Source organism: Streptomyces sp. NPDC005863 (genome assembly GCF_042871345.1).
GTDB lineage: Bacteria > Actinomycetota > Actinomycetes > Streptomycetales > Streptomycetaceae > Streptomyces.
In genome coordinates, this window is the sequence record NZ_JBIAII010000002.1 from 339,973 (window position 1) to 352,206 (window position 12,234).

The following is a 12,234-nucleotide window of genomic DNA, read 5'->3' on the forward strand; positions in this document are numbered from 1 at the left end:
CCACCACCCCGTCCCCCACCGTTCCGGAAAGGAACAGCCATGAGAAGGACGCACCCCACCGGATCGCGCACGCCGTCGGCATCGGCCGCGAAGCGCTCCCTCACGGCAGCCGTCGCCGTGGCGCTCGGCTGTGCGGGCCTCGTCGCGGTCCCGTCGAACGCCGCCGCGGCCACGGGCGATCTGACCGTCCAGTACCACGCGGGCGCCACAGGAAGCGACCAGGCCGAGCCCTGGCTGAAGGTGAAGAACACCGGCAACACCTCCGTCGCCCTCAGCGGCGTCAAGATCCGCTACTACTTCAAGTCGGACGCGGGCTCCCCGAGTTACCGCTTCGCGTGCTCCTGGGCGGTCAAGGGGTGTGCCAACGTCACCGGCACCTTCGGCACCCTCGCCCACCCGACCGCCACCGCCGACCGCTACCTGGAGATCGGCTTCACCTCCGGCGCGGGAACCCTCGCGGCCGGCGCCGACACCGGCGACCTGCAACTGCGCTTCCACCGCGCCGACTGGCAGGCCCTGAACCAGGCCGACGACTACTCCTTCGGCGCCGCGCAGTCGACGTACGCGAACTGGTCCAAGGTCACCGCCCGGCTCGACGGCGCGACGGTCTGGGGCACGGCGCCCGAGGGCAACGACCCGACCGATCCCACGGATCCGACCGACCCGACCGACCCGCCCGGCGCCGGGGCCACCCTCTTCGACGACTTCACCTACACCGCGTACGACGACCCGAAGATCTCGGCGCACAGCTGGAACGTCCGCTCCAACTCCGGTGGCCCCGGCGTGCCCGGCGCGACATGGGCGCCGCAGAACGTGACGTTCCCGTCGTCGGGCGGCAGCACCGTGATGAACCTGGAGACGTCCACGGCCGGCACCGGGGCGAGCACCGAGCAGACCGAGGTGCTCACCAAGGCGACGAAGTTCCGGAACGGCACCTACGCGGCGCGCGTGAAGTTCAGCGACGCGCCCCGCGGCGGGCCCGACGGCGACCACCTGGTGCAGACGTTCTTCACCATCAACGATCTCAAGGCACCGATGGCCGACGACTACGCCGAGTACGACTTCGAGTATCTGCCCAACGGCGGCTGGGGCGAGCAGTCGAACATCCTCTACACGACGTCCTGGGAGACCTACGATCCGGACCCGTGGCAGGCCGTCAACCAGCACACGGAGAGCCGGCAGAGCTACGCGGGCTGGCACGACCTGGTGGTCACCATCGACAACAGCGCCATCCGCTACTACGTCGACGGGCAGCCGTTCGGCACGCACGACGCGGCGTACCTCCCGGAGCGGCCGATGTCGATCAACTTCAACCAGTGGCTGATCGACCTGGCCGGTCAGTCGAGCACCACGCCCCGCTCGTACGACCAGCAGGTGGACTACGTCCTGCACGTCAAGGACCAGGTGCTGACCCCGGCGCAGGTGTCGGCGAAGATCGCCGACTACCGGGCGGCGGGCACGGCCTTCGAGGACACCGTCCCGTCGCCGTGACCCCGTAACCTCGTGCACGCACATGTCGAGAGACGATGTGCGTGCACGAGGCGGGTCGGAGAAACGGTACGGCGGGGAGGCGACGGTGCTCGGACGGGGCACAGGGATGCTCGCGGGCGCCATGGCGGTGGCGTGTCTGCTGCTGCTCGGTCCCAGCGCGCCGAGCGGCGCGCTCTACGGCAGGACGCTGCCCGCCGCAGCGGCCAGGGACATCGTGCCGAACCGCGTCATGACGTGGAACATCTGCAACCCGTGCGAGGAGAACAACGTCGGCCGCGCGGCGGAGATCGCCCGCTATGCACCGCAGGTCATCGGCCTGCAAGAGGCGTGCGTCCGCGACGTCGAGCGGGTCCGGGACTACCTGGAGCAGCTCTACGGCCTTGTCTACCACGTCGAGTACGGGTCGGTTCTGCGCAATTGGGGCCGCTGCGGCGGCTGGCCGTGGAGTCCGGGAGGCTTCGGCCAGGCGCTCCTCTCGGCGGCGCCGATGACCGACCGCGTCCTGGTGGAGTATCCCCACGGCGGCTCCGAGGACCGCGGCTATCTGGCGGTCACCACCTCGGTGGGCGGCCGGCCGACCCGGGTCTTCAACACCCACCTCGCCCAACGACAGCAGGCGCCGGTCCGGGCCGGGCAGATCCGGGTGCTGGCCGCGGAGGTCGCCCGCCACGACCGCGCGGTCGCCCTCGGCGACTTCAACGCGGTGCCGTACTCCCCTGAACTCGCGCCGATGTGGGCCCTGTCGTCGGGCGCGGCGCCCGGCTGCCGGCCCGGATCGGCGGACGCGGACGGAAGCGACGTGAAGGGCGACACCGGCGGCACGGGAGAGGGCGTCTGCGAGCCGACCACCGACTGGCAGAGCACGTTCGACTACGTCTTCCTGCGGGGCCTGACCCCGCTCAGGCACCACGTGCGGCCCTCCCCGTACTCGGACCACCACCCGCTCTACGCGGACATGACGACCTCGGCGGGCCGGTCGACGGCCCGCGAATAATGGGTTGCCCGCCCGGGATGGGGCGGTTGCAATGGCCGGCATGGTCAACGAGGTGTTCGGTACGTCGGCAACTCCGTCCGGCGCGGGGCAGGATGGCGCGGGTCGGGACGACGGGCCGCCCGTCAGGATCGGCGCGCTCGTCCCGCTGACGCGGCCCGGCTGGGTCGGGGCGGGGCAGCACCTGCTCGCCGGGCTCGAACTGGCCGTACGCGAGGTCAATGCCGAGGGCGGGATCGCCGGCAGGCCGCTGGAACTGGTGGTACGGGACACCGCCGCCGACCCCGAACGGGCCACGGCGGCCGTCGACGAGCTGGCGGACCTGGGCGTGGCCGCCCTCGCCGGCGAGTACCACAGTGTCGTGGCCCGTTCCGTCGCCACCCGGGCCGACGCGCTCGGACTGCCCTACCTCTGCTCGTCGGCCGTGCTCGACACCCTCACCGACCGGCCGACCGACTGGGTCGCGCGCCTCTCCCCGCCGCAGTCGCGCGGCTGGCGGACGTACGCGGACTTCCTCGTCGGAGCGGGTCACAGCCGCGTCGCGGTGGCGACCCAGCCGAGCGTCTACTGGGCGGCAGGCACGCGGATCCTGCGGGACCACCTCGCCGCACGGGGCGGCGTCGTCGTCGAGATCGACCTGCGCGAGACGTCCCCCGCGGACCTGTGCGACCAACTCGTCGACCAGAGCGCCACGGTCCTCCTGCTGCTGGCGGGCCACCCGGAGCCTGCCGTTCCGATCGTCACGTCGGTCCGCCGCGACCCCCGCCTCGCCGGCCTCCTGATCGGGGCGCCGGCCGGACAGCCGGAACTCGCCGAGTGGGAGACGCTGCTGGGGGACGACGGCACTGCGGTGCCGTTCCTGCGCTATCTGCCGGAGCGCCTGACACCGCTCGGCACGCGCGTCGAGAGCGCGTTGTACCAACGGCTGGGAGGGACACCGTCCTTCGTCGCCTTCGAGGGGTACGACACGATCGCCGTCCTGGCCGACATGTTGCGCTCTTGCGGCACCGACCGGGCGCGCGTCGCCGGGGCCTGGCCGGACGTGGCCGTCGACGGCACCCGCGGGCGGATCAGCTTCTCCCGCGAGCCGGGCATCGGCGTCTGGCAGTGGGCCGGGCCGCCGATCCAGGTCGTCGATCGCGCCCCGCAGCAACGCACCCGCTTCCGGGTCCTGCACGCCGACTGAGCGGGCCGCCCGGGGGCGGAGTCGGCGCCGTGTTCCCAACGTCGGCCCGTGTTTCTCGCCATCCGGGCCGTGTTCCCGACACCGGGCCCTGTTCCCGACACCGGGCCCTGTTCCCGACACCGGGCCCTGTTCTCGACACCGGGCCCAACGCGACCCCGGCACCACGTGACACCCTGGCCCCCGAGTGTCCGTGATCGTCGAGGAGGTGTGCCACGTGGCGCAACAGCAGCCGCGGGAGACCACCGGTGCCCCGGATGTCCGTGCCGAGGAGAGCAGGCTGCGCAAGGACCTCGGGTTCTGGGGGCTCACCGCGATCGGCTTCTCCAACATCCTCGGCTCGGGCTGGCTGTTCGCCGCCATGTACGCCGCCCAGACCGCGGGCCCCGCCGCGCTGCTCTCCTGGGTCGCGGCCGGCCTGCTCTGCGCGCTGGTGGCCCTGGTCATGGTCGAACTCGGCGCCACCAGGCCGGAAGGCGGCGGCACGGTCCGCTGGCCGCTGTACGCGAACGGCCGGCTTGTCGGCACCGTCGTCGGCTGGTCCGTCCTGCTCTCCGTGGGCGGCACCGCGGCGGAGATCAGCGCGATCATGCAGTACGCCGCGCACTACCTGCCCGGCCTCTACCGCGGCGGCACCCTCACCGCGTCGGGCCTGGGCGTCGCGGCCGCGCTGAGCGTGCTGCTCACCGCGCTGAACTGGTTCGCGGTGCGGATGTTCGCGCGCGTCAACAACCTGGTCTCGGTGTTCAAGGTCGTCGTCCCGGTGCTCACGGTGGTCGCCTTGTTCCTGTCCGGCACTCACTCGGGCCGCCTCACGGACCACGGCGGATTCGCCCCGTACGGTTACGCGGCCTGCCTCACCGCGCTGGCCGGGGGCGGCATCGTGTACTCGGTGAACGGGTTCCAGGCCCCGCTGGACTTCTCCGGGGAAGCGCGCAATCCGCGCCGCAACGTACCCGCCGCCGTCCTCACCGGAATCGGCCTCGCGGTCCTCGTCTACCTCGGGCTCCAACTCGCCTATCTGTACACGGTGCCCGACACGCTGCTCGCACACGGCTGGCAGGGCGTCAACTTCGAGTCACCGTTCGGTCAGCTCGCCCTCGTCCTCAACCTGCACTGGCTTGCCACCCTGCTCTACGCCGACGCGGTGGTCTCCCCGGGCGGCTCCGCCTACGTGGGCGTCGCGATCGACGCACGCCACACCTACGCCCTCGCGAAGAACGGCCTGCTGCCCCGCTTCTTCATGCGCATCGATCCCCGTTCCGGCATCGCGCGCCGCGCCCTGGTCCTCAACCTCGCGGTCATCATCGTGTTCATGCTGCCGTTCGGCGGGTGGCAGGACATCGTGAGCGTGATGGGGGACATGTACCTGATCGTCTACGCCACCTCGGCGGTCGCTGTGGCGTCCTTCCGGGCCCACGACCGGGAGCGCGGTGTGCTCCACGCGGACGGCCGCATGCCGGGGGTCCACTGGATCGCACCGGTCAGCTTCGCCGTGGCGACCGAGTTCGTCTACTGGTCGGGCTGGGACGACCTGCGCCTCGCTCTGCCCCTCGTCCTCGCCGGTGTCCCGCTGTTCTGGCTGCAACGGCGGAAGGCGGCGGGCAGCGCCCCGGCCGCGGAGCTGCGCCAGGGCGCCTGGCTCGTGTTCCACCTGGCGGCGCTGACCCTGCTGTCGTGGCTCGGCACGTTCGGCGGCTCCGGACGTCTGCCTGCGCCGTACGACTCCGTCGTGGTGGGCGCCGTCGCCTTCGCGGTCTTCGGATGGGCGGTGCGTTCGGGCGCCGCCCACCTCCGCACGAACCCCGCCTACTAGGTGCCCGACCGCGTCCAGGCGCCGGGGGCCGCCGCGCTGCGCCGTATGGACCCCGGGTTCGCCGCCGCCCCATGAGTCCGTCCACCCGTCGGCGGTGACGGGCGAAAACTGTGGGAAGGAGATCACGGAACGGAACTGAAGGAGGCCATCCATGGCGCACGACCGAGTTGGACTGGCCGCGATCCTCGCGGCGGCGGAGGACGCCGCACCGGCCGCGTCCCTCGATGTGGTGGCGCGGGACCTTCGGGACCGTTTCCGGGCGGAGTACGTCTCGTTCCTGTTCGTCGACATCGTCGGCCGTCAGATGGTGCGGGTCAGCGAGGAAGGCCGGGTGCCGCGTGACGACCACGCGGAACAGATCCCGCTGGCCGGCAGCGACTACGACGAGGTGCTGCGCAGCCAGAAGCTGGTGCGGTACCCCGTCGGCCCGAGCGGTCATCACGTGATCGCACCGGTCACCAACCGGGGCGACACCATCGGTGTCCTCGAGCTGTATCTCCCGCACATCTCACCGGACACCCTGGAGCAGGTGGAGGAGACCGCGCACGCCCTGGCGTACATCGTCGTCACCGACCGCCGCTTCACCGACCGCTATTTCTGGGGCCAGCGCACCATCCCGGTCAGTCTGGCGGCCGAGATCCAGCGCCAGCTCCTTCCCTCGGCACCCTCCTGCGAGGCCGCCGAGTTCACCTTGGCCGCGGCGCTGCTGCCCGCCAACCACATCGCGGGCGACACCTACGACTACGCCCTCGACCACGACACCCTGCACCTGTCCATCACCGACGCCATGGGCCACGACGTCGACGCGGCCCTCATGGCCACGCTGCTGGTCAACGCCTCCCGCGGAGCCCGCCGCACCGGTCACGACCTGGCCGAACAGGCCCGCCAGACCCATCAGGCCCTCCTCGACCACGGCCGCCGCACCCTGGCCACCGGCCAGCTGCTGCGCGTCTCCCTCGACGGCAGCGGCGCCCAACTGGTCAACGCCGGCCACCCCCGGCCGCTGCGCCTGCGCGCCGGCACCGTCGAGGAGGTCGACCTCATCACCAACCTGCCCTTCGGCGTCCCCTCCCCCACCCCGCACCGCGTCGAGAACCTCGACCTGCGCGCCGGCGACCGGCTCCTCCTCTTCACCGACGGCGTGCAGGAGCGCCAGGCCCAGAACGTCGACCTGCTGGCCCTGCTCCACGACACCGCTGGCGAACACCCCCGTGAGGTCGTACGGATGATGACGGCCGCGGTCTCCGACGCCTGCGCCGGCAACCTCGTCGACGACGCCACCCTGATGTGCCTGGACTGGCACGGCGCCCACCCCGAAGGCCGCCGCTCCCGAGCCGGCGCCAACAACTAGCACCCGGCCCCGACGGCGTGGTCGCATTCCTGGTCTCGCCGGCACGCCCTGACCTTCACCGACCCCAGCCTCCGCACCGCGATCGTCGATCGTCGATCGGCTCACCTTCATCGGCACGACCGGTCAGACGGTGCTCTCGCCCTCCGGCCAACCTCCCTCGACGGCCGGGCCGCTGCCTTCGGGAATGCTCGCCGCCACCAGCGCTGCGGCCTCGCCGGCGCTGAGGCGGGTACCGAGCACACGTGACGGTGTCTGCGCAGATCGCTCTGCGACCACATCCCACAGCCCGTCCACGGTCGGAATCACACGCGGAAGCTCATTGTGGAACGGATCGGCGGTGCTGCTGAGCAGGCTGAACCGGCCATGCGACGGCCACGGGAAGAAGACCCGCAGGGCCGGCTGGGCATAAAGAGCCTCGGCAAGTTCGGCGTCGCCAAGCCTGATCACTCGCGAGCGTTCCAAGGTCAGTCGCCAGGCGGTCGACACGACCCTTCCGGGCGGTGCCGCCTCCAGCGGGTCGTCCGCGAGGAGCGTCCACTCGCGGCGCAGCTCACCGATCGACGCGCCCTCACACCATTCGTGCAGGATGTCGGCCACCACCGCGAGGCTGTCGGTGCTGCCGAAGGCGCCCCAGAGCCATCCGGATTCCTCGGAGATCTCGATACGGAACTCACGTTCGTCGTCGTTGGTCGCATATACCGCGAACCGCGCCTTTCCCCGAACACAGCATGCGGCTACCGCCGGGGCGAACCCCTCGACAGGTCCCATGGGTTCGACAGCGCACCCGCGACGAGCCGCTTCGCGAGCCAACGCTTCTCCCAAGCCGCCTGGCTCAGCCAACTCTGGGTAGAGGTCGATCGCCACGTCGTTCGAACGTTCCTTCATGCGCATACCGTAGGCCGTGGGGTGGAGGTCCCCGTCGAGGGCGGCAGCCTTGTCTTGGCGACTGGGTCGACGGCTGTTCGCGGTAGCGGCAATGATGGGGATGACGGCGAGAGACAAGAGGCCGTCCGCGAGGGCAAGTACGGGGAAGTCGGCGGCGGAGACGACAAGGCCGGAGGCGAGCCCACCAACGGCTCCGGCGATGGCAACGGCGACGTGCCCAGGCGGCTGGTAGGGGACGGACGACGGCGGGGGCCACCGCGTTGACGGGGATGCCGTGCGGGGGTCCCCCGCAGCCGGAGGAGACGCTCCGGACCGTGAAGGCCTCCGAACCGCCCCCGTCGGCCGCCGAACTCGCTCGCTGCTTCGGCTGAGGCGAATCGCATCGGCGCTCACGACGCGAGCGGTGACTCAGATGAGGTACAGAACAGCAAAAGGCAGGATCATCACGTTGACCACCGCCAACAACATGATTCCGCGCCACAGATCACGGCGAGCCTGAGACCTGCCGCCGAACAGCTCCATTTCCGTGCGCGCCCTACCGTGCGGCGCCTTGGGGTCATAAATTATTCGCACTTCTTCCCCGTCATGCGATATGCGCCCGTCGGCCAAGGGACTTCGGTACGACGACCGATCTCCGGCCACGGTCGTGAAGGAGAAGAATTCCAGCACCCGACCCTCGTCCCAAGAGGCTCCGGTGCACGTGGCGGGAACGGTCACGCCCTTCCTTCGGAGTCGACGCTCCACCAGGAGCGGGTACGCGCCGAACGGGATCACGTAAATCACAGTCGGAAGCAGAATGATGAACGCATACAAAATCCACAGAGAATTCTGGTAGATCCATCCGGCCACGGAACCCCCAATTTTTGAAGATCACAAAGTCGACGCAAAGTACCACGCGCGGCAGATCAAGATCAAGAGCCGAACCTTCGTTGATCTTCTTATTACAGGTGCTGTGCTCCTTCTCGGCGTCCTCGAATTTCCAGTTGAGACGCTGCGGCGTTTCATGTCGCCTAATGGCAGGCCCAAGAAAGGGTCCAGCAGGACACGGGGGCGGTCGGTCAGAGCGTTCAGGCCCCCGGAAACTTCCTCCATCACTGCGGATACCTGCAGTAGGGCCAGATCGGAATAAGACATGCCGCTAGTCCAGTCCCTCAGCAGAGCCTCCGGCTCACTGAAAGGGTTCAAGACGGGAATCGACGGTGCCGGCCGCTCCGCCGACAGCCTCGGTAAGCAGGCCGTGACCGCCAACAGTGGTGTGGGGCGGATCAAGGGTTCCGCCCGGCAGTCCGCCCGGGAGCTCAAGGGAATGAAGACCGCTGCCGACCCGGCGGCGAAATCCGTAGGGAAGGTCGGCAAGGAGGCCGGGACCCACGGCAACTCTTCAAGAGGGTCGCCAGCCGCCTCTCTATCGACAGCGACCTCCTTGCCCGCGCGGTGATCTGGAGACCCTCTGCGAACAGTCCGGCAGCGCACCCGGCATCCGCTGATCAGGACCCCATTCGAGGCTCGCCTACCGGCGCGTCATGACCAGTACGAACAGCACGCCACCGCCCGTGAGCTCACCGCCGGTCAGCTCACCGCCCGAGGGGCGACGCTCAGCGGATCGGCCGCGTACGTCAGCCGGAGCACACCGTCGGCATCACGCCGCGCCGACGCAGCCACGCCGAAGACCTTCGCGAGGACGGTCGGCGTAAGGACGTCGAGTACGGCACCGGCGGCCACCGCGGCTCCCTGGTCGAGCACCACGAGGTGGTCACAGAATCGGGCCGCGAGGTCGAGATCATGCAGCACCGCGAGCGTCGTGACACCGGTGGACCGGATGAGGTGCAGCAACTCGAACCTGGCACGGATGTCGAGGTGGTTGGTCAGCTCGTCCAGCACGAGGAGGTGTGGCTGCTGGGCCAAGGCCCGGGCCAGTAGCACCCGTTGGCGCTCACCGCCGGACAGTGAGCCGTAGTCGCGATGAGCCAGGTGCCCTGCATCGCACAGGTCGATGGCGTCCTGCACCGCTTGCCGGTCGCGCGGCCCGTCACGCTCGAGCAGCCCGTGGTGGGGTGCCCGGCCCAGCGCGATGGTCTCGGTGACCGTGAGCCCTCCGGTGCTGCCGGTCCCTTCCTGGAGAACGGTGGCGGTCCGCAGCGCGGCGGCTCGGGGTGCCAGCTCCCAGATGTCGTCCCCGCCGACCCTGACCACCCCCTCGGCCGGCCGCAGGGAACGGTACACGGCGCGCAGCAGGGTCGACTTGCCGCTGCCGTTCGGCCCGACCAGACCCACGAAGTCGCCGGGGCGTGCCTCGAGGTCCACGCCGTCGAGGATCGGATGGCGGTCCAGCGTCACGTGGAGCCGGTCGACGGTGAGTCGCATCGTGTTCAGTCCAGACCCTTGTTGCGGCGCAGTAGCCACAGGAAGAAGGGGGCGCCCAGCAAGGCGGTGAGGATGCCGAGCGGGAGTTCGTTGGGGCGGTCGAGGGTGCGGGAGAGCAGGTCGACCAGGACGAGGTAGACCGCTCCGAGCAGCGCGGACAGCGGCAGCAGTCTGCGGTGGTCGGCGCCGACGGTGAGCCGGACCAGATGCGGGATCATGAGGCCGACGAATCCGATGCTGCCCGCGACCGCGATCACCACGCCGGTGAGCAGGGCGCTCAGCAGGAGCAGCAGGGTCCGCAGCCGGTTGACGTCGGTGCCCAGCGAGGTGGCGGTCTCATCGCCTGCGAGCAGCACGTTCAGTCGGCGGCCGAACAGGGTCAGCAGCACCGTGCAACCGACGACGACCGCCGTGACGGCGGGTAGTTGGTGCCATTGGGCGCCCGCCACGCTGCCGAGCATCCAGAACATCACCGTGCGCAGTTCGGTGGGTGTGGCCTGCAGTTGTACGTAGCTGGTGGCCGACAGGAACACGTACCCGACCGCCACGCCGGCCAGGATCAGGCGGGTGGGTGCCATCCGGCCACGCCGTCGTCCCAGCCAGAACACCAGTGCGCCCGCGATCACCGATCCCGCGAAGGCCGCGGCCGAAACACCGAGGCCGAGCAGAGCTGTTCCGCCGCCCAGGGTGATGACGAGAACAGCACCGAGGGTGGCGCCGTAGGAGAAGCCGAGCACGATGGGATCGGCCAGGGGGTTGGCGACCACGGTCTGCAGCACGGCGCCGGACAGCGCGAGCCCCGCCCCGGCGAGCGCCGCGAGAACGACACGCGGCGTGCGGAACTTCCACACGATCTGGTCGAGCGCGATGTCGTCGGGTGCCCGCCCGAGCCCCGTGACATGGTGCAGCACGATCCGCCACACGTCGCCCAGCGGCACGTTCACCGCGCCGATACTGACGGCCACCAGCATGACGGCGACGAGCACGAACGGCAGGACTCCCAGGGCGAGGTTCGCGCGCCGTTGGGCCGGTGTGTGCAGAACGCGTCCGGGTGGAGCTTCTTCGCGATCCGCTCCACGGCCAGGTCGTTGTCGGGGCTCAGGTAGATGGAGTCGGACAGCGTCACGTACGTGTGGTTCTTCGCGGCCGGCCACTGGGGGAACTCCTTGAGCAGTTTCTTGGCGTAGGCCGCGGGGTTGGGATCCTTGTACGCGATGACGACGAGCGCGTCGACGTCCGTGGCCGCCACCTTCTCCTTGCTCAAGTCGGCGAAGGACGTCTTCGACGCCGAGGCGAAGGCGTTGACCGCGCCGGCCTTGTCAAGAATGTCGTTGTAGATGCCCTTGGACACCACGGAACTGAAATCGTTGCTGCCCATCGACATGTTCGTGAACAGCATCATGACTTTCGGCTTCTTCTTGCCCGACACCTTCGAGGCGACGTCGGCGATGTGCTTACGCGACGCGGCAATGATCTTTTCCGCTCGGTCGGACACATGGAAAATGCGGCCCATGTCGCGCAGGAGGCGGTAGCTGTCCTCGATGGTGAGTTTCGAATTCTCGTCGTGGCAGCCCTGCGGGGATATATAGCTTTGCGCGCCGATGTTCTTCAACTCCTCGCGGGTGGCGAATCCGTTCTTGGCGTCGAAGCCGTACGACGTTGTCGAAAGGACGAGGTCGGGACGCAGCCCGATCATCGACTCCCGGGGGACGTCGAAGGCTTCGTTCTGCTTGACTCCGCCGGTCGGCAGCTTCTTGATGGCTTCGGCGCGGCCGGGGGTCTCGGACATTCCATACGACTGCTGGTTCACCACGATCTTGTCTCCCAGGCCCAGCGCGAGGAGAGTGGAGACCTCGGCGACCGAGGCGCCGTTCATGACGACGACCCTGCTCGGTGCCTCCTTGAAGACCTGGGTGGTACCGCAGTTCTCGATCTTGACGGTAGAGCCGGAGCGTGCGGCAGCGGCGTCCGCACGGCCGTCGGATCCGTCGTCCGCCGTTCCCCCGCACGCTGCGGCACCAAGGTTCAAAGCAATGACAGCCGCGACCGCGGCCACTGGTCTTCTGACGGGCATTCGTACTCCTCGGATACGGAGGGCAGGGGCCGTTCGCCCGCCCCGAAGCAGTAGTCGGAACTTGTTGCCTGCTGGTTCC

The 12,234-nt window shown here is 69.5% G+C and carries 10 protein-coding genes; 5 read left to right on the forward strand and 5 right to left on the reverse strand.

The annotated features are described in order from the left end of the window. Window positions 1–39 precede the first annotated feature (39 nt). From ACFYO9_RS07815 to ACFYO9_RS07835, 5 genes are all read left to right on the forward strand, one after another. Complete coding sequence (locus ACFYO9_RS07815; protein ID WP_358774218.1) at window positions 40–1,491, forward strand: cellulose binding domain-containing protein; 1,452 nt, start codon at window positions 40–42, stop codon at window positions 1,489–1,491. A gap of 106 nt (window positions 1,492–1,597) precedes the next feature. Beyond that, window positions 1,598–2,485: an endonuclease/exonuclease/phosphatase family protein gene (locus ACFYO9_RS07820; protein WP_358774529.1), complete on the forward strand. Its 888-nt coding sequence runs from the start codon at window positions 1,598–1,600 to the stop codon at window positions 2,483–2,485. A gap of 40 nt (window positions 2,486–2,525) precedes the next feature. Further along, window positions 2,526–3,668, forward strand: coding sequence for an ABC transporter substrate-binding protein (locus ACFYO9_RS07825; RefSeq protein WP_358774217.1), 1,143 nt, complete (start codon window positions 2,526–2,528; stop codon window positions 3,666–3,668). Between the two features lie 214 nt (window positions 3,669–3,882). Continuing rightward, window positions 3,883–5,481 carry an APC family permease gene (locus tag ACFYO9_RS07830; RefSeq protein ID WP_388666076.1) on the forward strand — a complete coding sequence of 533 codons (1,599 nt, stop codon included), beginning with the start codon at window positions 3,883–3,885 and terminating at the stop codon, window positions 5,479–5,481. A 151-nt stretch (window positions 5,482–5,632) separates the two neighbouring features. Next, entirely contained in the window at window positions 5,633–6,832 is a 1,200-nt protein-coding gene (locus ACFYO9_RS07835; RefSeq protein WP_358774215.1) for a PP2C family protein-serine/threonine phosphatase, read from the forward strand. A gap of 123 nt (window positions 6,833–6,955) precedes the next feature. On the opposite strand, the gene ACFYO9_RS07840 is transcribed toward ACFYO9_RS07835, so the two are convergent. The 5 genes from ACFYO9_RS07840 to ACFYO9_RS07860 all read right to left on the reverse strand — a co-directional run bounded on the left by ACFYO9_RS07840 (window position 6,956) and on the right by ACFYO9_RS07860 (window position 12,155). After that, the gene (locus ACFYO9_RS07840) at window positions 6,956–7,717 is read right to left on the reverse strand and encodes a DUF6193 family natural product biosynthesis protein (RefSeq protein WP_358774213.1); all 762 of its coding nucleotides are present in this window, start codon (window positions 7,715–7,717) and stop codon (window positions 6,956–6,958) included. A gap of 408 nt (window positions 7,718–8,125) precedes the next feature. Beyond that, window positions 8,126–8,566 carry a DUF3592 domain-containing protein gene (locus ACFYO9_RS07845; RefSeq protein WP_358774212.1) on the reverse strand — a complete coding sequence of 147 codons (441 nt, stop codon included), beginning with the start codon at window positions 8,564–8,566 and terminating at the stop codon, window positions 8,126–8,128. A 720-nt stretch (window positions 8,567–9,286) separates the two neighbouring features. Continuing rightward, window positions 9,287–10,081: an ABC transporter ATP-binding protein gene (locus ACFYO9_RS07850; protein WP_358774210.1), complete on the reverse strand. Its 795-nt coding sequence runs from the start codon at window positions 10,079–10,081 to the stop codon at window positions 9,287–9,289. 5 nt (window positions 10,082–10,086) lie between these two features. Continuing rightward, window positions 10,087–11,052 carry an iron ABC transporter permease gene (locus ACFYO9_RS07855; RefSeq protein WP_358774525.1) on the reverse strand — a complete coding sequence of 322 codons (966 nt, stop codon included), beginning with the start codon at window positions 11,050–11,052 and terminating at the stop codon, window positions 10,087–10,089. Further along, window positions 11,022–12,155, reverse strand: coding sequence for an ABC transporter substrate-binding protein (locus ACFYO9_RS07860; RefSeq protein ID WP_358774209.1), 1,134 nt, complete (start codon window positions 12,153–12,155; stop codon window positions 11,022–11,024). Before ACFYO9_RS07860 ends, ACFYO9_RS07855 begins: the two co-directional genes overlap by 31 nt. Window positions 12,156–12,234 lie beyond the last annotated feature (79 nt).